The following is a 20,176-nucleotide window of genomic DNA, read 5'->3' as shown; positions in this document are numbered from 1 at the left end:
GGTATAAAAATTAATCATTTTTTAAACTATGCTTTTACTTTAAAAGCTAAAATTCCTGGGAATTTTGCCATTCCGCCTAGCATTTCTTCAATTCTCAACAATTGATTGTATTTTGCCATACGATCTGAGCGAGAAGCTGAGCCAGTTTTTATTTGTCCTGTATTCAAAGCCACTGCTAGATCTGCAATGGTAGAATCCTCTGTTTCGCCAGACCTATGTGACATAACAGCGGTATAGCCAGCATTTTTAGCCATTTCCACAGCATCTATTGTTTCAGTTAAAGTTCCAATTTGATTTACTTTGATTAAGATTGAGTTCCCAACATTTTGTTCTATACCTTTTGATAGTCTCTCTACGTTAGTCACAAACAAATCATCACCAACCAATTGGACTTTATCACCAATTTTTTCAGTCAATAATTTCCATCCATTCCAATCATTTTCATCCATTCCATCTTCAATTGAAATAATAGGATATTTCTCACAAAGCTCAGCCAGATATTCCACCTGCTCTTCTGATGTACGGATAGCCGCATTCTCCCCTTCAAACAATTGATAATTGTACTTTCCATCTTTATAAAACTCTGAAGAAGCACAGTCTAAAGCTATTTTAATTTCTTCCCCAAAATTATATCCTGCATTTTCTACTGCTTTTTTAATAGTATCAAGAGCATCTTCAGTACCTTCAAAAGTTGGGGCAAATCCACCTTCATCACCTACTGCAGTAGACAATTTTCTCTCATGCAATACTTTTTTTAAATGATGGAAAATTTCCACCCCTTTTTTTAAGGCTTCAGAAAATGTAACCGCCTTTACTGGCATTATCATAAATTCTTGGAATGCAATAGGCGCATCTGAGTGAGAACCTCCATTGATTATATTCATCATCGGTACAGGTAATGTAGCAGCGTTAACTCCACCTACATAGCGATATAATGGAATTTCTAATTCTGCCGCTGCTGCCTTTGCTACTGCAAGAGAAACACCTAAAATGGCATTTGCTCCTAATTTACTCTTATTTGGAGTTCCATCAAGTTCTATCATTAGATGGTCTATCCAAGTTTGCTCAAATACAGATTCACCAATAAGCTCTGGTGCTATTTTTTCATTGACATTCTCAACCGCTTGAAGAACACCTTTCCCCATAAAATCTTTTTCGCCGTCTCTCAACTCAACAGCTTCGTGCTCACCTGTTGAAGCTCCTGAAGGAACTGCAGCGCGACCAATAATTCCATTTTCAGTAATTACATCTACTTCAATTGTAGGGTTTCCTCTCGAATCTAAAATTTGTCTTGCATGAATTGCAGAAATAAAACTCATAATGATTATTTTTAATTATCTCCCCCAAATTTACAAAATCAAACAATTTCTAAGCGAGTAAAAAATAAAAAAAAAGGTGAGAAACCTCACCTTTTCTATATTATTTTGCTATAAAAAATTATTCCTCAGATGAATCAGATTTTTTAGTACCTCTAGATCTTCTACTTCTTCTTGTCTTCTTGGTTGAATCTTCATTCAAATACAATTCATTGTAATCAACTAATTCAATCAACGCTGTCTCGGCACCATCGCCCAAACGAAATCCTGTTTTGATTATTCTCGTATACCCCCCTGGTCTATCAGCAATTTTTGGAGCAACGGAACGGAACAATTCGCTTAAAGCTTCTTTCTGTTGTAAATATTTGAAAACAATACGTCTTGAATGAGTTGTATCATTTTTTGCTTTAGTAAGCAAAGGTTCTACATAACGCTGAAGAGCTTTAGCTTTAGCTACCGTCGTATTAATTCTTTTATGCTCAATTAGACTACAAGCCATATTAGATAACATAGCATCTCTGTGTCCTTTTTTTCTACTTAAATGATTTATTTTTTTACCGTGTCTCATTTTTCTAATCTAAATCCAATTTATACTTGCTAACATCCATTCCGAAAGAAAGATCTTTTCTATCAACCAATTCTTCTAATTCTGTCAAAGATTTTTTTCCAAAATTTCTAAATTTCATCAAATCTGCTTTAGAATAACTTACTAGCTCTCCTAATGTATCTACTTCTGCTGCCTTTAAACAATTAAGCGCTCTCACAGACAAATCTAAATCCACCAGCTTAGTTTTCAATAACTGGCGCATATGAAGAGCTTCCTCATCATAAGCTTCTGTAGCTGAAACCTCTTCAGTCTCCAGTGTAATTCTCTCATCACTAAATAACATAAAATGATGAATTAATATTTTAGCGGCTTCTGTTAATGCATCTTTAGGGCTAATAGAACCATCAGTTTCTATATCTAAAATTAATTTTTCATAATCAGTTTTTTGTTCAACCCTATAATTTTCTATCAAATACTTAACATTTTTAATAGGGGTATAGATTGAATCAATTTTAATGGTTCCGATAGGTAAAACTTCTACATCAAGAAGGTTCTCTTCTGCTGAAATATATCCTCTCCCTTTATTAACTGTTAGAGTGAAATTTAATTCTACATTTTTGTCCATGTGGCAAATAACCAAATCAGGATTTAAAATTTGAAACCCAGAGATAAATTTAGATAAATCTCCTGCGGTCAATTTTGTTTTACCTGAAATGCTACAATTGATAGTTTCTTCATCGTTTTTCTCAATCTGATGTTTTAGACGAACTTTCTTTAAATTTAATATAATTTCTGTAACATCTTCAACAACACCAGCTATGGTAGAAAATTCATGATCAACACTTTCAATTTTGATAGAGGTAAAAGCATAACCTTCTAAAGAAGACAATAAAACCCGACGCAAAGCGTTTCCGACAGTTAATCCATAGCCAGGCTCCAAAGGTCGAAATTCAAATTGACCAAACTTATCATCTGCTTCAATAAGAACGACTTTATCGGGTTTAATAAAATTTAATATAGCCATATAATTATTATTATAAGTTATTTTGAATAAAGCTCAACAATAAGTTGCTCTTTAATATCTTCTGGAATTTGAATCCTTTCAGGAACAGTTTGAAAAGTTCCTTCTTTCACTTCATCATTCCACAATAACCACTCATATTCTTTTCTTTCTTTTATTGAATCTTCAATTACAGATAGTGTTTTAGATTTTTGACGAACACCTACTACATCTCCAGGCTTCAATCTATAAGAAGGAATATTTACAATTTCTCCGTTTACTGTAATATGTTTATGAGAAACTAGTTGTCTTGCTCCTGCACGAGTAGGGCTCACTCCTAATCTGTAAACTACATTATCTAAACGTGATTCACACAATTGAAGCAACACTTCACCTGTAATTCCTTTAGATTTAGCAGCTTCTTTAAACATATTAGAAAACTGCCTTTCTAATATACCATATGTAAATTTAGCCTTTTGCTTTTCTGCTAACTGTATAGCATATTCAGATTTTTTACCTCTTCTTCTATTGGGACCGTGTTGTCCTGGAGGATATTTTTTCTTTTCAAAAGATTTATCATCACCAAAAATAGGTTGTCCAAATTTTCTAGCGATTTTTGTTTTTGGTCCTGTATATCTAGCCATTGATTAAAATATTTTATTAAACTCTACGTCTTTTTGGTGGTCTACATCCGTTATGTGGAAGAGGTGTTACATCGATAATTTCAGAAACTTCAATCCCTGCATTGTGAATAGATCTTATCGCAGATTCTCTACCTGTGCCTGGTCCTTTCACAAACACCTTTACTCTTCTTAATCCTGCATCATAAGCAACTTGAGCACAATCTTCTGCCGCTACTTGGGCTGCATAAGGTGTATTTTTTTTAGAACCTCTGAATCCCATTTTTCCTGCAGAAGACCAAGAAATAACTTCCCCTTTACTATTAGTTAAAGAAATTATAACATTATTAAAAGAAGCTTGAACGTGAGCTTGACCATTAGCTTCAACCTTAACATTACGTTTTTTAGCTTTAGCTTTAGAGCCTTTTCCTTTTCCTTGATTTTGTTGTTTTTTAGCCATCTTTCAATATTACTTAGTTGCTTTTTTCTTATTTGCGACAGTTTTTCTCTTACCTTTTCTTGTTCTTGAATTATTTTTGGTACGTTGACCTCTTAAAGGTAATCCAAGCCTATGTCTAATCCCTCTCTGACTTCCAATATCCATCAAACGCTTAATGTTCATTTGGTTTTCAGATCGTAACTCTCCTTCTACTTTATAATTTTCACCTAAAGTCTGACGTATAGAGTTAATTTCATCATCATTCCATTCTGAAACTAATTTATTTTCGTCTACATTTACTTTAGACAAAATTTTCTGTGCAGTACTTTTACCAATACCATAAATATAAGTTAATCCGATAACTCCTCTTTTGTTTTTAGGTAAATCTATTCCAGCAATTCTAGCCATAATTATCCTTGTCTTTGTTTAAATTTTGGGTTCTTTTTATTAATTACATAAAGTCTTCCCTTTCTTCGCACGATTTTGCAATCTGCACTTCTTTTTTTAATAGATGCTCTAACTTTCATAAAAAAAATTTAATACTCCGGTCACTAAGACCTCCTTTTTACTTTTAATATCTATAGGTTATTCTTCCTTTTGTTAAATCGTATGGAGACATTTCTAATTTCACCTTATCTCCAGGCAATAATTTGATATAATGCATTCGCATTTTACCAGAAATATGTGCAGTAACAACGTGACTATTTTCTAATTCCACTCGAAACATTGCATTAGATAAAGCTTCAATTATTGTTCCGTCTTGTTCTATATGTTTTTGTTTTGCCATAGCTCTATAATTATTGCATTATTTATGCCATCCTCTTATTAATTCTATCTGTTTGCATCATCCCATCATAATGATGATTTAAAAGATATGTATTAATTTGCTGGATAGTATCTAATGTTACTCCTACTAAAATAATTAATGACGTCCCTCCAAAGAATAAAGCCATGGATGAAGATACTCCAAACAAATGAACTACAGCAGGTAAAATTGCCAATAAAGCCAAAAATATAGATCCAGGCAACGTGATTTTTGATAAAATATCATCTAAGAAATTAGCTGTTTCCATTCCAGGTTTTACTCTCGGTATAATTCCTTCATTTCTTCTTAAATCCTCAGCCATTTGATTAACTGGTATGGTAACCGCTGTATAAAAAAATGTAAATATGATAATTAAAATTCCAAAAACAACGCAATAAGTAAAACTAAACGGATTACTTAAATCTTGAAAAAATCCAGGGATATTACCTTCATTATAAATTGCATTAGCTAACACACCAGGTAAAAACATAATTGCTTGTGCAAAAATGATTGGCATAACCCCTGCTGCATTTACTTTTAATGGTATATATTGTCTAACAGTATTGGTAAAGGTTTTCATATAATTGCTTCTCCCTCCTTGTGCTCTACCTACATATTGAACAGGAACCTGTCTTACTGCTTGCACCAAAATGACACTTATTAATATGACAGCTAAAAAAGCTATAATTTCAAATAAAATAAAGATACCACTTTGTAATTGCACTTCAGAAACAAAAGATCTAGGCAAATCGGCCATAATTCCAACCATAATTAGCAAAGAAATACCATTACCTATTCCTCTGTCTGTGATTTTTTCACCTAACCACATTGCAAACATTGTCCCCGTAACTAAAATTATGGTTGATGGAAACCAAAACCAAAAGCTATTTGGAGAAATAATATAGGCTGCACTAATACTCGGATCTGAATAAGGTAAAAAGAAATTTGTTACAGACGTAAGATACGCTGGAGCTTGAACTAGGCAAATAGCGATTGTAAGCCAACGTGTTATTTGTGTTATTTTTTTTCTTCCACTCTCCCCCTCTTTTTGAAGTTTTTGCAAATAAGGTAATGCTAATCCCATTAATTGTACTACAATACTGGCAGAAATATAAGGCATAATTCCTAATGCTAAAATAGAAGCTCTACTAAAACCTCCACCTGTAAAAGCATTTAAAATATCTAAAAACCCATTCCCCCCAGAACTATTACCCTTAGCATTTAATATATCTGTGTTAATGGCACTTAAATCTATTCCAGGTAACGGAATATAAGAGCCAAAGCGATAAACTAACAATATACCAAGTGTAAAAAGAATTTTATTTCTCAATTCTTCTATACTCCAAATATTCTTAAGGGTTTGAATAAAACCTTTCATTAAAATTATTTTATATTAGCTGAACCTCCAGATTTTTCTATAACCTCTTTTGCTGACTTAGTAAAAGCATCAACAGTTATATTAACCGTAGATTTCAACTCGCCTCTTCCAAGGATTTTAATCAAATCATTTTTTGAAGCAAAACCAGCATTAACTATATCCTCTTTAGAAATATCCGTTGAAAAACGCTTTTCATCAATAAGTTTTTGAATAGTATCTAGATTTAAGGTTTTATAAACCTTTCTATTTCTACTATTAAAACCAAACTTTGGAACTCTTCTTTGTAAAGGCATCTGTCCCCCTTCAAATCCGATTTTCTTGCTATAGCCAGATCTTGATTTAGCTCCTTTATGCCCACGTCCAGAAGTTCCAGCGTTTCCACTACCTTCACCTCTACCTTTTCTATATTTATTCTTAGTTGACCCTAAAGCAGGTCTTAAATTACTTAATTCCATTGTTAGTTTTCTTCTGAAATTTCAATCAAATGTTTTACTTTATTAATCATTCCTCTAATAACAGGAGTATTCTCATGTTCAATTTCGTGATTAATTTTCTTAAGTCCCAAAGACTCTAAAACCAATTTTTGATTTTTAGGTCTTTTAATTGAACTTTTTATTTGTTTTATTCTAATTTTTGCCATAAGTTAGACTATTAACCATTAAATACTTTAGAAACAGGAATCCCTCTCAAACGAGAGATTTCACTTGCACTACGTAAACTTAATAAAGCTTTCATAGTAGCCTTCACAACATTATGAGGGTTCGACGAGCCTTTAGATTTGGATAATACATCATGAATACCAACACTTTCCAACACCGCACGAACAGCTCCTCCCGCTATCAAACCTGTACCATTTGATGCTGGACGAATAAAAATCTGAGCTCCTCCGTAACGGCTTTCTTGCTCATGAGGTATCGTATTTCCTTCTAATGGAATTCTAACTAAATTCTTTTTAGCATCTTCTATTGCCTTTTGGATTGAAGTAGCAACATCCTTAGATTTTCCAAGTCCATAGCCCACCACTCCATTCTCATCACCGACTACGACAATAGCAGAGAAACCAAATGCACGCCCCCCTTTTGTTACTTTTGTTACTCTTTGAATACCAACTAAACGATCTTTTAAATCAAGACCTCCAGGTTTAACTTTTTCTATATTTCTGAATCCTAACATATTAAAATTTTAATCCACCTTCTCTAGCTCCTTCAGCTAAAGATTTAATTCTACCATGATATAAAAAACCATTACGATCGAAAACAACTTTTTCTATCCCAGCTCCTTTAGCTTTATTTGCTACTAAATTGCCAACTAACTTACTTACCTCAATTTTTGGTTTATTGGTTGTATCGATTGATTTATCCCTTGAACTAGCTGAAACAAGAGTAACACCTTTTGTATCATCTATTATCTGAGCGTATATTTCTTTATTCGATCTAAACACAGATAGTCTTGGAATATCTGAAGTACCAAAAATATTTTTCCGTACTCTTCGTTTGATTTTAACTCTATTTTCTTTTCTATTAAATGCCATAATTAAGAATAATTTTTATGCAGATTTACCAGCTTTTCTTCTAATTTGTTCTCCAACAAACTTAACTCCTTTTCCTTTATACGGCTCAGGTTTTCTAAAGCTACGTATTTTAGCCGCAACCATACCTAAAAGTTGCTTATCATGAGAAGATAATTTTATAATTGGATTTTTCCCTTTTTCATTAACAGTTTCAACTTTAATCTCTTCTGGTAGTTCTATCACTATATTATGAGAAAAACCTAATGCTAAGTCGAGTTTTTGACCTTGATTCGAAGCTCTATAACCTACACCTACTAATTCCAATTCTTTGGTAAAACCAGTGTTAATTCCTGTAATCATGTTTTGTATAAGAGCTCTGTACAAACCATGTAAAGCTTTGCTTTCTTTGGTGTCATCAGGTCGAATAACATTTAATTCATTATCCTCTATTTTTAATTCAAAACCTTCTTTTAAAGTTTCAGATAACTCAAATTTATTCCCCTTAATTGTTACCTCATTATTACTAAAGCTAACATTTATTCCTTCTGGTACATTGATTGTTGCTAAACCTATTCTAGACATTCTAAAAATTTTAATATAAATAGCAGAGTACTTCTCCGCCTACATTTTGTTTTCTTGCTTCTTTATCAGTCATAACTCCGTGGGATGTAGAAATAATTGCTATTCCTAGTCCGTTTAATACTCTAGGCAGTTCTGCTGAAGAGCTATACTTCCTCAATCCTGGCTTCGATACTCTTTTAATTTTACGAATAGCTGGTGTATTGTCACGCTTATCATATTTCAAAGCAATCTTTATAGAGCCCTGATGACCTACATCTTCAAATTTATAGTTTAGAATATAACCTTGTTCATATAAAATTTTGGTTATATCTTTTCTAATATTAGATGCTGGGACTTCTACTAATTTATGTCCTGCCATCAAAGCATTGCGTAAGCGTGTTAAATAATCTGAAATTGGATCTGTCATTTTTTTAAATATTTTATTACCAACTGGCTTTTTTTACACCTGGAATTAAACCTTTGTTTGCCATCTCTCTAAAAGTAACACGAGATAAACCAAATTGTCTCATATAACCTCTTGGTCGACCTGTAATTTTACATCTGTTATGTAACCTTACTGGAGAAGCATTTTTAGGTAATTTTTGCAAAGCTTCGTAGTCACCAGCTTCTTTTAAAGCCTTTCTTTTATCAGCATATTTATCAACCAGCTTTTCTCTTTTGCGCTCACGCGCTTTCATACTTTCTTTTGCCATTATTAACTATTTTTTTTAAAAGGTAAACCAAATTTTTCTAATAAAGATTTGGCTTCTTTATCTGTATTAGCAGAAGTTACGAAAGTAATATCCATCCCTTGAATTTTTTTCACTTTATCGATATTAATTTCTGGAAATATAATTTGTTCTGTAATACCTAAGTTATAATTTCCCCTTCCATCAAATCCATTGGGACTTATACCATTAAAATCCCTAACTCGAGGCAATGCAGTTGTAATTAACCTATCTAAAAATTCATACATCTTAATCCCTCTTAAAGTAACCTTGACGCCTATAGGCATTCCTTTTCTCAACTTAAAAGTAGCAACGTCTTTTTTAGATAAAGTAACCACAGCTTTTTGTCCACTGATTTTTGTCAACTCATCAACAGAATACTCAATGATCTTTTTATCTGCAACCGCATCTCCCAAACCTTGGCTAATTACAATTTTTTGCAATTTTGGAACTCCCATGATTGAGGAGTAACCATATTCTTCTTTCAAAGAATATACGATCGTATCTTTGTATGATTGTAGTCTTCTTGGCGTATAATTCCTCATTATAATTTAGCTTAAAGTTTTATTTGTTGTTTTAGTAAACCTTACCTTTTTATCATTTTCTATCCGATAACCAATTTTTGAAGGCTTATTATTTTGATCTAATATAGCAATATTTGAAATATGAATAGAAGACTCAAATTCTTTAATTCCTCCCTGAGGATTTTGAGCTGAAGGTTTAGTGTGTTTTTTCACCATATTTACTCCTTCGACTACAGCTCTATTATTTTTTCTATCAACAGAAAGAACTTCCCCAGTCTTGCCTTTATCTTTACCCGCAAGAACAATTACGCTATCTCCACTTTTGATTTTAGTTTTTCCGCTATGCATTGTATAAATTTTAAAGTACTTCTGGAGCTAATGAAACTATTTTCATGTATTGTTTATCACGTAACTCACGTGCAACAGGTCCAAATACACGAGTGCCTTTCATTTCTCCATTGTTATCAATTAAAACACAAGCATTATCATCAAATCTAATATAACTACCATCCTTGCGTCTTACTTCTTTTTTAGTTCTAACGACTACGGCTTTAGAAACCTGTCCTTTTTTTACATTCCCATTTGGTGTAGCTTCTTTAATAGAAATTACAATTCTATCACCAAGAGAAGCATATCGTCTTCCTGTTCCACCTAAAACTCTAATGACTAAAGCTTCGCGAGCGCCCGTATTGTCTGCTACTTTTAATCTTGATTCTTGTTGTACCATTATTTTGCTCTTTCTAAAATTTCAACTAATCTCCAACGTTTATCTTTACTCAATGGTCGAGTTTCCATTATTCTAACAGTATCACCTTCATTACACTCATTATTTTCATCATGAGCTTTATAAGTTTTTGTTTTCAAAACAAATTTACCATACATAGGATGCTTTTGCCTTTTGGTTTCAGAAACAACAATGGTTTTGTCCATTTTATTACTTTTCACCAAGCCTATACGTTCTTTTCTAAGTTTTCTTTCCATTCTAATATTAGATAAATAATTTACTTACTTTGGCTTAATAAAGTATTCACACGAGCTATGTCTCTTCTCAATGTCCTTAATTGCAAAGGATTTTCAAGCTGAGATATTTTATGATTTAATTTCAATCGAAAATATTTATCTGTTAGTTCATTTTTCTTAGAAATCAATTCCTCTTTATTTAAATTCTGAATTTCTGTAAATTTCATAACTTTAAGTTTATTAATCTTGATAATCTCTTGCTACAACAAATTTACATTTTACAGGTAATTTTTGAGCGGCTAAACGCAATGCTTCCTCTGCTGTTTCTCTAGGAATACCTCCTATTTCAAATAAAATTCTACCCGATCTAACTGGAGCAACCCAATATTCAGGTGCACCTTTACCTTTTCCCATACGCACCTCTTGAGGCTTTTTAGTTATTGGTTTATCTGGAAAAATTTTAATCCAAATACTCCCCTCTCTCTTCATATGTCTAGTCGCTGCAATACGAGCAGCTTCAATTTGTCGAGCTGTAATCCATTTAGCTTCCAAGGCTTTAATGCCAAACGTACCAAAGGCTAATTGTGTCCCTCGATGGTCAACACCTTTTTTAACGTTTTTAAACTGTTTTCTATGCTTTGTTCTTTTAGGTTGTAACATAATAATGATTAAAATTTAAGGGTGTCTTCTACCTCCTTTTCTTTCACGTCGTTTACCTCCGCTTTTCTTATTTTTTTTCAAACCAACTAGGGGAGATAATTCTCTCTTTCCATAAACCTCACCTCTCATAATCCATACTTTAATCCCAAGTCTACCATAGGTTGTATGAGCTTCAGAAATGTGATAATCGATATCTGCCCTAAAAGTAGATAAAGGAATTCTCCCTTCTTTATAAGTTTCTGAACGAGCCATTTCTGCTCCATTTAATCTACCTGAAACTTGAACTTTTATACCTTCAGCATTCATACGCATTGCAGCAGCTATTGCCATTTTAACAGCTCTTCTATATGAAATTCTATTCTCTATCTGTCTTGCAATACTATCTGCTACTAAAGTCGCATCTAGTTCAGGTCTTTTAATTTCAAAAATATTAATCTGAATATCTTTGCCTGTTAATTTTTTAAGCTCTTCTTTTAACTTATCCACCTCTGTACCTCCTTTACCTATGATAATACCAGGGCGAGAAGTTGTAATTGTAATAGTGATAAGCTTTAAAGTTCTTTCTATATAAATGTTTGATATACTTGCTTTTTGCAAACGAGCACCTAAATATTTACGAATTTTAGCATCCTCAGCAATCTTATCCCCATAATCATTTCCTCCATACCAGTTAGAATCCCAACCACGGATAATTCCTAATCTATTTCCTATTGGATTTGTCTTCTGTCCCATAATAATTAATTCTCCTGTGTTTTTGAACCTAATATTAGTGTTACGTGGTTAGATCTTTTTCTAATCCTATGAGCCCTTCCTTGAGGAGCAGGTCTCAATCGCTTTAATTGTCTAGCACTATCTACATAAATTTCTTTCACAAATAAATCAGCTTCTTCTATATCAGTACCTTCATTCTTCATTTGCCAGTTAGCTAAAGCACTTAGTAATAATTTTTCCAAAGGCAAAGAAGCATGTTGTTTAGAAAATCTGAGCAAATACAACGCTTTATTCACACGCTCTCCTCTAATAATATCAGCAACTAGTCTCATCTTTCTAGGCGAGCTCGGGTAATTATTTAATTTAGCAAAAGCTATATTTTTTTTACTTTCTTTAAGCGTCTGTGCGCTTTCGTGTTTTCTGTTCCCCATTACTAAAATTATTTTTTACCTTTGTTTTTAGCATTTCCGCCATGACCTCTAAATGTACGAGTTGGTGAAAACTCGCCAAGTTTATGCCCTACCATATTTTCAGTAATATACACTGGAATAAACTGTCTTCCATTATGAACAGCTATCGTTTGCCCTACAAAATCGGGGGAAATCATAGATGCTCTAGACCAAGTTTTAATTACCGATTTCTTTCCACTTGCAATATTGTTTTGCACTTTTTTATCTAGCTTATAAAATATATAAGGACCTTTTTTTAACGAACGTGCCATATCTTATTTCTTTCTTCTTTGAATTATATATTTATTTGAAGCCTTTTTCTTCTTACGGGTTTTGTAACCTTTAGCTGGAATACCATTTTTATTCCTAGGAATCCCCCCTGTAGCTCTACCTTCACCACCACCCATGGGATGATCAACTGGATTCATAACCATAGATCTTGTTCTTGGCCTGCGACCTTTCCATCTAGAACGTCCAGCCTTTCCTGAAACTTCTAATTGATGATCTGAATTTGAAACAGCCCCAATCGTAGCCATACATTCTACAAGAATCAAGCGAATTTCTCCTGATGGCATTTTCAACGTGGCAAACTTCCCTTCCTTAGCAATGAGCTGGGCATATGAACCAGCACTTCTAGCTAAAATAGCGCCTTGCCCCGGTCTCAATTCTATGCAAGATATAATAGTACCTAATGGTATATTTTTAATCTTACTAGCATTACCAACATCCACAGACACATCGTCACCACTAGATATTTTCTGTCCAACACTCAATCCATTTTGAGCTATAACATACCTCCTTTCTCCATCCTCGTATTCAACCAAAGCTAAGAAAGCAGTTCGATTAGGATCATATTCTATTGAAATGACTTCCGCAACCCCTTCTTTGTTTCTCTTAAAATCGACAATTCTATATTTTTGCTTATGACCACCCCCTATAAATCGCATGGTCATACGCCCTGAGTTATTTCTACCTCCAGACTTACTCTTCCCTTTCGTTAACGATTTTTCTGGTGCTTTTTTTGAGAGACCATCAAAATTGTTGACAATTCTAAATCGCTGCGCTGGCGTAATAGCTTTTAATTTTCTAACAGACATACCTTATTATTAAATGTTACTATATAAATCTATCACATCTCCATCAGCAACTTGAACAACAGCCTTTTTCAACTTATTTGTTTTACCAACTTGCAAACCAGTTTTCGTATACTTAGACTTATATTTAGGAGCATAAATCATAGTTTTAACATCCAAGACATCAACACCATACAATTCTTCAACAGCTCGTTTAACTTCCAATTTATTAGCCGTAGGCTTCACATAAAAAGCATACCTATTATTAAATTCTGAATCATTGGTAGCCTTTTCAGTAATCACGGGTTTTAAAATAATACTCATACCTGCCTACTTTTTTAAATTATTCTCTATTTTCTCCACAGAATGCTCAAATAAATAAACTTCAGAAGCATTGATTATATCATAACTACTTAATTCTGAATAATTTACGACCTTAACATTCTGTAAATTTCGGGAGGACAAATATACAAAATTATTTGATTCTCCCAACACAAAAAGACATTTTTTATTTTCAGCTCCAAAATTTGATAGAAATTCAACAAATTTCTTAGTTTTAATTTCATCAAATTTCAATTCTTCAACTACTTTTAAAGCATTTGATTTCACCTTGGCGCTTAAAGCTGATTTTTTAGCAACTCTCTTCTGAGCTTTATTTAATTTAAAGCTATAATTTCTAGGTCTTGGTCCGAAAACTCGACCACCTCCTTTAAATAAAGGATTCTTAATATCTCCAGCTCTTGCAGTTCCTGTCCCTTTTTGTCTTTTTATTTTTCGCGTACTACCTGCTATTTCTGCACGTTCTTTCGCTTTATGTGTTCCTTGTCTTTTATTAGCTAGATGCTGTTTAATTTCAAGATAAACAGTATGCATGCTTGGATCTATTCCAAAGACACTATCGTCTAGAGTAATTTTCCTACTCGTCTCTTTACCTTTAATGTCAAAAATTGCTATTTCCATCTTCTTAAAACTACATATGAATTTTTAGGTCCTGGGACAGCACCTTTTACTATAATTAAATTCTTCTCTTTATCTATTTTCATTACCAAAAGGTTTTGAATAGTAGATTTTTTACCTCCTGTTCTACCAGCCATTCTCATTCCTTTGAATACTCTTGAAGGATCTGACCCTGCACCAATTGAACCTGGAGCTCTCAAACGATTATGCTGACCATGTGTAGATTGTCCAACTCCTCCAAAGCCATGTCTTTTCACAACACCTTGAAAGCCTTTTCCTTTAGAGATACCTGTCACATCTACATACTCACCTTCACTAAACAAATCTACTTTAATCTCTTGTCCCAATTCAAGATCACTGACAAAGTCACCATAAAATTCTACCAGTTTATGTTTTGGGGTAGTACCTGCTTTTTTGAAATGCCCTATAGCAGCATTTCCCGCATTTTTCTCTTTCTTGTCATCGAAACCTAATTGAACAGCTTGGTAGCCATCATTTTCAATGGTTCTGACTTGCGTAACTACACATGGCCCAGCTTGTATAATTGTGCAAGGGATATTTTTCCCTTCCTCATTATATAAACTTGTCATGGCAATTTTTTTTCCAATAATTCCTGACATTATATTTTTTATTAGATAAAATTGTAGAGTAAAACATTCTTTCTTTTACTCTACAATATATTATTTTAATATTTATTATACTTTAATTTCTACTTCTACCCCACTTGGTAATTCTAACTTCATAAGCGCATCTACAGTTTTAGAAGAAGAGCTATAAATGTCTAAAAGTCTTTTATGTGCATTTAATTCAAATTGCTCTCTTGCTTTTTTATTTACATGTGGAGATCTAAGAACTGTAAATATCTTTTTATTCGTAGGTAAAGGAATTGGTCCATTTACCACTGCTCCTGTTGTCTTTACAGTTTTTACAATCTTTTCAGCTGATTTATCAACTAAATTATGATCGTATGACTTTAATTTAATTCTTATCTTTTGACTCATTTTTTTTAATCTTCGTTTGAACCGTTGGCTTTCGCAATTACATCATCAGCTACGTTTTGAGGCGCTGCTTCATATTTTTCAAACTCCATTGTAGAAGTCGCTCTACCTGAAGATAATGTTCTTAATGAAGTAACATAACCAAACATTTCTGATAAAGGAACAGTCGCTTTAATTACTTTTGCATTATTTCTATCACTCATTCCAGATGGAACGCCTCTTCTTCTATTCAAATCACCAACAATATCCCCCATATTCTCCTCAGGAGTTAAAATTTCTAATTTCATAATAGGTTCCATAATTGCAGGTTTCGCTTTCTTAGCTGCCGCTTTAAACCCTAACTTTGCGGCTAGTTCAAATGAAAGCTGATCAGAATCTACTGGATGGAACGACCCATCTTTTAATGTAACTTTCATAGAATCTACTTCGTAACCAGCTAAAGGTCCATTCTTCATGGCTTCTTTAAAACCTTTTTCAACTGAAGGAATATATTCCTTTGGAATATTACCTCCTTTAATTTCATTGATAAACTGAAGCCCTTCTTTTCCTTCATCAGCAGGACCTATTTCAAAAACAATATCAGCAAATTTACCACGTCCACCTGTTTGTTTTTTATAAATCTCTCTGTGGTCCACTGTACCTAAAATCGCTTCTTTATACTCAACTTGTGGTTGACCTTGATTTACTTCAACTTTAAACTCTCTCTTCAATCGATCAACAATGATATCTAAGTGAAGTTCACCCATACCAGAAATCACTGTCTGACTTGATTTTTCATCTGTTCTCACTTGGAAAGTTGGATCTTCTTCAGCTAATTTAGCTAATGCCATACCTAGCTTGTCAATATCAGCTTTTGATTTAGGTTCCACAGCGATACCAATTACAGGATCTGGGAACTCCATACTTTCTAAAATGATTGGAGCATTTTCAGAAGACAATGTATCTCCAGTCTTAATATCTTTAAATCCAACAGCTGCACCAATATCACCTGCTTCTATGTAATCTAAAGGTTCTTGCTTATTAGAGTGCATTTGATAAATTCTAGAAATTCTTTCTTTATTACCAGATCTGTTATTTAACACATAAGATCCTGCATCTAAATGCCCTGAATAAGCTCTAAAGAACGCCAATCTTCCCACAAATGGGTCTGTAGCAATTTTAAAAGCTAAAGCTGAAAAAGGTTCCTCTGCAGAAGGCTTTCTTTTTACTATATCCCCTGTATCAGGATTAGTTCCCTCAACGGCTTCAATATCAAGTGGCGATGGTAAATATCTACAAACACAATCCAACATAAATTGAACTCCTTTATTTTTGAAAGAAGAACCGCAAACCATTGGAATGATAGCCATATCTAACGTAGCTTCACGTAAAGCTTTATGAATTTCATCTTCTGTGATAGAGGATTCATCTTCAAAGAATTTCTCTAAAAGACTTTCATCATACTCTGCTACTGCTTCAATCAGCTTACCTCTTAACTCACGAGCCTTTTCTTTTAAATCATCAGGAATATCAATTTCATCAAAAGTAGCCCCTTGAGTTTCATCATGCCAAACAATAGCTCGATTTTTAACTAAATCAACCACGCCTTTAAAATCCTCTTCATCTCCAATATTCAAAACAATTGGAACCGCATTTGAACCTAACATTTCACGAACTTGGGTGCAAACATTTAAAAAATCTGCTCCTTGGCGATCCATCTTATTCACAAATCCCAATCTCGGAACGCTATAATTGTCTGCTAACCTCCAGTTTGTTTCTGACTGAGGCTCCACGCCATCTACCGCACTAAACAGGAACACCAATCCATCTAATACTCTCAAAGAACGATTCACCTCTACAGTGAAATCAACGTGCCCTGGGGTATCAATTATATTGAAATGATAATCTTTTGCTTCTGCTGTCGGCTTTCCGTTTTCCTTAGGGAAAACCCATGTACAAGTAGTAGCTGCAGAAGTAATAGTAATACCCCTTTCTGCTTCTTGCTCCATCCAATCCATAGTAGAAGCCCCATCATGAACTTCTCCAATTTTATGAGTTCTACCTGTATAAAACAAAATTCTTTCGGTAGTAGTTGTTTTACCCGCATCTATATGCGCAGCTATCCCTATATTTCTTGTGAACTTTAAATCTCTAGCCATAATATTCTTAGAATCTAAAATGTGAAAATGCTTTATTCGCCTCAGCCATTCGGTGAGTTTCAGTCTTTTTCTTAACAGCTGCTCCTTCTTCTTTAGCTGCCGCTAAAATTTCCGCAGCTAACTTCTGAGCCATTGATTTCTCGTTTCTAGAACGAGAATACTTAATCAACCACTTCATTGCCATAGAAATTTTTCTATCAGGGCGAATCTGCATTGGAATTTGAAATGTAGCTCCACCGACTCTACGCGATCTTACCTCTACATGTGGCATAACATTCGTTAGCGCATCCTTCCAAACCTCCAAAGCTGATTTTTCATCATCTTCTTTTCTTTGCTCAACAATATCTATTGCATCATAAAAAACCTTAAATGCGGTACTTTTTTTACCATCCAACATCAAATTATTAACAAAACGTGTAACTAACGTATCGTTAAATTTAGGATCGGGCAATAAATGACGCTTTTTTGCTTTTGTCTTTCTCATTTCTTCAACAGAATTTTATTATTTTTTAGGTCGTTTAGCTCCATATTTACTTCTTCTCTGCAAACGCCCATTTACTCCAGCGGTATCTAAAGCTCCACGAACAATATGATAACGCACACCAGGTAAATCTTTTACCCTTCCTCCTCTCACCAATACTATCGAGTGCTCTTGAAGATTATGCCCTTCTCCCCCAATATATGCATTCACCTCTTTCCCATTCGTTAAGCGCACACGTGCAACTTTACGCATAGCAGAATTTGGTTTTTTGGGCGTAGTCGTATACACACGCGTGCACACGCCACGTTTTTGAGGACATCCCTCCAAAGCAGCCGATTTACTCTTCTTAGTGAGTTTATTTCTACCTTTTCTAACTAATTGTTGTATTGTTGGCATATAATAATATATTCAATTTTTTTCCAAAAAAACACTTTTTATGTTTTTAAGGAGTGCAAAGGTAAGTGTTTTATTATAATTTACAAATAGTTAGCCAATAAATTCTATATCTTTTTTTTAAAGCCTTTTATTTTCCTCTTCTATCCATTATTATTTAAGCCTTAAAAAATTAAAAAAATCTGACATTGTGTCAGTAATTCATTATATTTGCAACTTAAAGTTTTTGAATGTTAACGGAGAATAAAATTATTTTAGAAGAAAAACAAGGGGAGGTTTTGCAACGCAATAATGATGGAGACAAAAAGCTTTTCTTAGAAAGTTACGGTTGCCAAATGAATTTTTCTGACTCAGAAATTGTGGCTTCAATTTTAGAGAAAGAAGGATACTCTACCACAACTTCTTTTGAGGAAGCTGATTTAATACTTTTAAATACTTGCTCTATTCGTGAAAAAGCTGAACAAACTGTGCGAAATCGATTGAGCCAATTTAACCAGGTAAAGGCTAAAAATCCTGCTCTGATGATTGGTGTTTTAGGTTGCATGGCCGAACGCTTAAAAGATAAATTTTTGGAAGAAGAACACTTAATTGATTTAGTCGTAGGGCCTGACGCTTATAGAGATTTACCCCATTTATTGGAAAAAATAGAAGGCGGTAAATCGGCTGTAAACGTTATTCTAAGTAAAGATGAGACTTATGCAGATTTGAATCCAGTGAGATTAGGTGGGAATGGGGTTACTGCTTTTGTCTCTATCACTAGAGGTTGTGATAATATGTGTACGTTTTGCGTAGTTCCTTTCACTCGAGGGAGAGAAAGAAGTAGGGATCCTCATTCCATTATCAATGAATGTAAAGATTTACAACAAAAAGGTTACAAAGAAATTACACTGCTGGGGCAAAATGTAGATAGTTACTTATGGTATGGCGGAGGCTTGAAAAAAGATTTTAAAAGTGCCTCAGCAATGCAACAGGCTTCAGCTATTCATTTTTCACAACTGCTTGAAATGGTTGCACTTGCCGTCCCAGATATTAGAATTCGCTTTTCTACCAGCAATCCACAAGACATGACGACTGATGTATTACACACCATGGCTAAATATGATAACATCTGCAAGTATATTCATTTGCCTGTGCAGAGCGGTAGCACTAGTGTTTTGGCAAGAATGAATCGTAAGCATACTCGAGAAGAATACGTTGAATTGATCGACAATGTACGGAAAATTGTACCTGAATGTGCTATTTCACATGATATGATTACGGGCTTCTGCGACGAAACAGAGGAAGAGCATCAAGAAACTCTCTCTCTGATGGAATACGTAAAATATGACTTTGGGTATATGTTTGCTTATTCTGACCGCCCAGGAACTCCTGCACATAAAAAATTAGAAGACAATGTGCCTGAAGAAATCAAAAAAAGACGTCTGCAAGAAATCATTCAGCTACAGCAAAAACATTCTAAAGAACGAATGCAAGCTCAGCTAAATAAAATACATGAAGTTTTAATTGAAGGTGACTCCAAAAAAAGCAATTCTGATTGGTATGGAAGAAATAGCCAAAATGCTGTAGTTGTTTTCCCTAAAACAGGTGAAGAAAAAATAGGTGACCTTGTTTTGGTTTTCGCTTCAGATTGCACATCTGCTACATTACTAGGAAATAAAATTTAAAATTTATGAAAATTCACAGCTTTTTCCTGTCTCTCTTCATTTTATTGAGCTCTTGTACCGAAGGGGAATTAATCGGCTCAAAGTACAATGAAGTCAAAAAAATAGACTCCGTTAAATTTATTCCTTTCGTTCCTACGGATAGCATTCAATCGCCACAAAATTCCATTTCTTCTGATTCTACTCACAAGAAAAAAACAGATTCCTCCGTTAACACATCAACAGGCGTCAGACTATTAAATAAATTCATTTACACAAAATAATTTA

General features: G+C 33.8%; 35 protein-coding genes. 2 read left to right on the top strand and 33 right to left on the bottom strand.

Features of this window, described 5'->3' with window-relative positions; translation table 11 throughout:
- Positions 1 to 26 precede the first annotated feature (26 nt).
- The 33 genes from eno to rpsL form a co-directional block, all read right to left on the bottom strand.
- Positions 27 to 1,319 (bottom strand): phosphopyruvate hydratase, encoded by a 1,293-nt coding sequence (gene eno, locus D5J18_RS04370; RefSeq protein ID WP_119057797.1) that lies wholly within the window; start codon positions 1,317 to 1,319, stop codon positions 27 to 29.
- Between the two features lie 118 nt (positions 1,320 to 1,437).
- A complete protein-coding gene (gene rplQ, locus D5J18_RS04365; RefSeq protein WP_119057796.1) occupies positions 1,438 to 1,884 on the bottom strand; it encodes a 50S ribosomal protein L17 in 447 nt (148 codons plus the stop codon).
- Positions 1,885 to 1,888: 4 nt separating this feature from the next.
- Entirely contained in the window at positions 1,889 to 2,887 is a 999-nt protein-coding gene (locus tag D5J18_RS04360) for a DNA-directed RNA polymerase subunit alpha (protein ID WP_119057795.1), read from the bottom strand.
- Positions 2,888 to 2,904: 17 nt separating this feature from the next.
- Entirely contained in the window at positions 2,905 to 3,507 is a 603-nt protein-coding gene (gene rpsD, locus D5J18_RS04355) for a 30S ribosomal protein S4 (protein ID WP_119057794.1), read from the bottom strand.
- Positions 3,508 to 3,523: 16 nt separating this feature from the next.
- Entirely contained in the window at positions 3,524 to 3,943 is a 420-nt protein-coding gene (gene rpsK, locus D5J18_RS04350) for a 30S ribosomal protein S11 (protein ID WP_119057793.1), read from the bottom strand.
- 9 nt (positions 3,944 to 3,952) lie between these two features.
- Positions 3,953 to 4,330: a 30S ribosomal protein S13 gene (gene rpsM, locus D5J18_RS04345; RefSeq protein WP_119057792.1), complete on the bottom strand. Its 378-nt coding sequence runs from the start codon at positions 4,328 to 4,330 to the stop codon at positions 3,953 to 3,955.
- 2 nt (positions 4,331 to 4,332) lie between these two features.
- A complete protein-coding gene (ykgO, locus tag D5J18_RS04340; RefSeq protein ID WP_015361145.1) occupies positions 4,333 to 4,449 on the bottom strand; it encodes a type B 50S ribosomal protein L36 in 117 nt (38 codons plus the stop codon).
- Between the two features lie 44 nt (positions 4,450 to 4,493).
- On the bottom strand, positions 4,494 to 4,709 hold the full coding sequence (gene infA / locus D5J18_RS04335; protein WP_119057791.1) for a translation initiation factor IF-1: 216 nt from the start codon (positions 4,707 to 4,709) through the stop codon (positions 4,494 to 4,496).
- A 22-nt stretch (positions 4,710 to 4,731) separates the two neighbouring features.
- Positions 4,732 to 6,105: a preprotein translocase subunit SecY gene (secY, locus tag D5J18_RS04330; RefSeq protein ID WP_119057790.1), complete on the bottom strand. Its 1,374-nt coding sequence runs from the start codon at positions 6,103 to 6,105 to the stop codon at positions 4,732 to 4,734.
- Between the two features lie 5 nt (positions 6,106 to 6,110).
- The gene (gene rplO, locus D5J18_RS04325) at positions 6,111 to 6,560 is read right to left on the bottom strand and encodes a 50S ribosomal protein L15 (protein ID WP_119057789.1); all 450 of its coding nucleotides are present in this window, start codon (positions 6,558 to 6,560) and stop codon (positions 6,111 to 6,113) included.
- A 2-nt stretch (positions 6,561 to 6,562) separates the two neighbouring features.
- Positions 6,563 to 6,745, bottom strand: a complete 183-nt coding sequence (gene rpmD / locus D5J18_RS04320) for a 50S ribosomal protein L30 (protein ID WP_119057788.1) — start codon at positions 6,743 to 6,745, stop codon at positions 6,563 to 6,565.
- 11 nt (positions 6,746 to 6,756) lie between these two features.
- The gene (gene rpsE / locus D5J18_RS04315) at positions 6,757 to 7,278 is read right to left on the bottom strand and encodes a 30S ribosomal protein S5 (protein WP_119057787.1); all 522 of its coding nucleotides are present in this window, start codon (positions 7,276 to 7,278) and stop codon (positions 6,757 to 6,759) included.
- Position 7,279: 1 nt separating this feature from the next.
- Positions 7,280 to 7,636, bottom strand: coding sequence for a 50S ribosomal protein L18 (rplR, locus tag D5J18_RS04310; protein ID WP_119057786.1), 357 nt, complete (start codon positions 7,634 to 7,636; stop codon positions 7,280 to 7,282).
- Positions 7,637 to 7,651: 15 nt separating this feature from the next.
- Positions 7,652 to 8,197 (bottom strand): 50S ribosomal protein L6, encoded by a 546-nt coding sequence (rplF, locus tag D5J18_RS04305; protein ID WP_119057785.1) that lies wholly within the window; start codon positions 8,195 to 8,197, stop codon positions 7,652 to 7,654.
- Between the two features lie 10 nt (positions 8,198 to 8,207).
- Positions 8,208 to 8,603: a 30S ribosomal protein S8 gene (rpsH, locus tag D5J18_RS04300; protein ID WP_119057784.1), complete on the bottom strand. Its 396-nt coding sequence runs from the start codon at positions 8,601 to 8,603 to the stop codon at positions 8,208 to 8,210.
- A gap of 16 nt (positions 8,604 to 8,619) precedes the next feature.
- The gene (gene rpsN, locus D5J18_RS04295; protein WP_119057783.1) at positions 8,620 to 8,889 is read right to left on the bottom strand and encodes a 30S ribosomal protein S14; all 270 of its coding nucleotides are present in this window, start codon (positions 8,887 to 8,889) and stop codon (positions 8,620 to 8,622) included.
- Between the two features lie 2 nt (positions 8,890 to 8,891).
- Positions 8,892 to 9,449, bottom strand: coding sequence for a 50S ribosomal protein L5 (gene rplE, locus D5J18_RS04290; RefSeq protein WP_119057782.1), 558 nt, complete (start codon positions 9,447 to 9,449; stop codon positions 8,892 to 8,894).
- 6 nt (positions 9,450 to 9,455) lie between these two features.
- Complete coding sequence (rplX, locus tag D5J18_RS04285) at positions 9,456 to 9,776, bottom strand: 50S ribosomal protein L24 (protein WP_119057781.1); 321 nt, start codon at positions 9,774 to 9,776, stop codon at positions 9,456 to 9,458.
- 10 nt (positions 9,777 to 9,786) lie between these two features.
- Positions 9,787 to 10,155, bottom strand: a complete 369-nt coding sequence (gene rplN, locus D5J18_RS04280; protein ID WP_119057780.1) for a 50S ribosomal protein L14 — start codon at positions 10,153 to 10,155, stop codon at positions 9,787 to 9,789.
- Positions 10,155 to 10,409: a 30S ribosomal protein S17 gene (gene rpsQ / locus D5J18_RS04275; protein ID WP_119057779.1), complete on the bottom strand. Its 255-nt coding sequence runs from the start codon at positions 10,407 to 10,409 to the stop codon at positions 10,155 to 10,157. The genes rplN and rpsQ overlap by 1 nt, the downstream gene beginning before the upstream one ends.
- A gap of 20 nt (positions 10,410 to 10,429) precedes the next feature.
- Entirely contained in the window at positions 10,430 to 10,615 is a 186-nt protein-coding gene (gene rpmC, locus D5J18_RS04270) for a 50S ribosomal protein L29 (RefSeq protein ID WP_119057778.1), read from the bottom strand.
- A 13-nt stretch (positions 10,616 to 10,628) separates the two neighbouring features.
- A complete protein-coding gene (rplP, locus tag D5J18_RS04265; protein WP_119057777.1) occupies positions 10,629 to 11,048 on the bottom strand; it encodes a 50S ribosomal protein L16 in 420 nt (139 codons plus the stop codon).
- Between the two features lie 15 nt (positions 11,049 to 11,063).
- Positions 11,064 to 11,780, bottom strand: a complete 717-nt coding sequence (gene rpsC / locus D5J18_RS04260) for a 30S ribosomal protein S3 (protein ID WP_119057776.1) — start codon at positions 11,778 to 11,780, stop codon at positions 11,064 to 11,066.
- A gap of 5 nt (positions 11,781 to 11,785) precedes the next feature.
- Positions 11,786 to 12,190, bottom strand: coding sequence for a 50S ribosomal protein L22 (rplV, locus tag D5J18_RS04255; protein WP_119057775.1), 405 nt, complete (start codon positions 12,188 to 12,190; stop codon positions 11,786 to 11,788).
- A gap of 8 nt (positions 12,191 to 12,198) precedes the next feature.
- Complete coding sequence (gene rpsS, locus D5J18_RS04250) at positions 12,199 to 12,480, bottom strand: 30S ribosomal protein S19 (protein WP_119057774.1); 282 nt, start codon at positions 12,478 to 12,480, stop codon at positions 12,199 to 12,201.
- A gap of 3 nt (positions 12,481 to 12,483) precedes the next feature.
- The gene (gene rplB / locus D5J18_RS04245) at positions 12,484 to 13,305 is read right to left on the bottom strand and encodes a 50S ribosomal protein L2 (RefSeq protein ID WP_119057773.1); all 822 of its coding nucleotides are present in this window, start codon (positions 13,303 to 13,305) and stop codon (positions 12,484 to 12,486) included.
- 9 nt (positions 13,306 to 13,314) lie between these two features.
- Positions 13,315 to 13,605, bottom strand: coding sequence for a 50S ribosomal protein L23 (gene rplW, locus D5J18_RS04240; RefSeq protein ID WP_119057772.1), 291 nt, complete (start codon positions 13,603 to 13,605; stop codon positions 13,315 to 13,317).
- 6 nt (positions 13,606 to 13,611) lie between these two features.
- Positions 13,612 to 14,241 carry a 50S ribosomal protein L4 gene (rplD, locus tag D5J18_RS04235; RefSeq protein WP_119057771.1) on the bottom strand — a complete coding sequence of 210 codons (630 nt, stop codon included), beginning with the start codon at positions 14,239 to 14,241 and terminating at the stop codon, positions 13,612 to 13,614.
- Positions 14,232 to 14,858: a 50S ribosomal protein L3 gene (gene rplC, locus D5J18_RS04230; protein WP_119057770.1), complete on the bottom strand. Its 627-nt coding sequence runs from the start codon at positions 14,856 to 14,858 to the stop codon at positions 14,232 to 14,234. The genes rplD and rplC overlap by 10 nt, the downstream gene beginning before the upstream one ends.
- Positions 14,859 to 14,933: 75 nt before the next feature.
- Positions 14,934 to 15,239, bottom strand: coding sequence for a 30S ribosomal protein S10 (gene rpsJ / locus D5J18_RS04225; protein ID WP_119057769.1), 306 nt, complete (start codon positions 15,237 to 15,239; stop codon positions 14,934 to 14,936).
- Positions 15,240 to 15,244: 5 nt separating this feature from the next.
- Positions 15,245 to 17,374 (bottom strand): elongation factor G, encoded by a 2,130-nt coding sequence (gene fusA / locus D5J18_RS04220; protein ID WP_119057768.1) that lies wholly within the window; start codon positions 17,372 to 17,374, stop codon positions 15,245 to 15,247.
- A 7-nt stretch (positions 17,375 to 17,381) separates the two neighbouring features.
- Entirely contained in the window at positions 17,382 to 17,858 is a 477-nt protein-coding gene (gene rpsG / locus D5J18_RS04215; protein ID WP_119057767.1) for a 30S ribosomal protein S7, read from the bottom strand.
- 18 nt (positions 17,859 to 17,876) lie between these two features.
- Entirely contained in the window at positions 17,877 to 18,251 is a 375-nt protein-coding gene (gene rpsL, locus D5J18_RS04210; RefSeq protein ID WP_119057766.1) for a 30S ribosomal protein S12, read from the bottom strand.
- A gap of 227 nt (positions 18,252 to 18,478) precedes the next feature.
- On the opposite strand from rpsL, the gene miaB reads away from it, so the two are divergent.
- Positions 18,479 to 19,912, top strand: coding sequence for a tRNA (N6-isopentenyl adenosine(37)-C2)-methylthiotransferase MiaB (miaB, locus tag D5J18_RS04205; RefSeq protein ID WP_119057765.1), 1,434 nt, complete (start codon positions 18,479 to 18,481; stop codon positions 19,910 to 19,912).
- 5 nt (positions 19,913 to 19,917) lie between these two features.
- Positions 19,918 to 20,172, top strand: coding sequence for a hypothetical protein (locus D5J18_RS04200; RefSeq protein ID WP_119057764.1), 255 nt, complete (start codon positions 19,918 to 19,920; stop codon positions 20,170 to 20,172).
- Positions 20,173 to 20,176: the final 4 nt, after the last annotated feature.

Origin of the sequence: Candidatus Ornithobacterium hominis, from assembly GCF_900538215.1 — a bacterium.
GTDB classification, from domain to species: domain Bacteria; phylum Bacteroidota; class Bacteroidia; order Flavobacteriales; family Weeksellaceae; genus Ornithobacterium; species Ornithobacterium hominis.
This window is presented reverse-complemented; position numbering and strand designations above follow the sequence as displayed.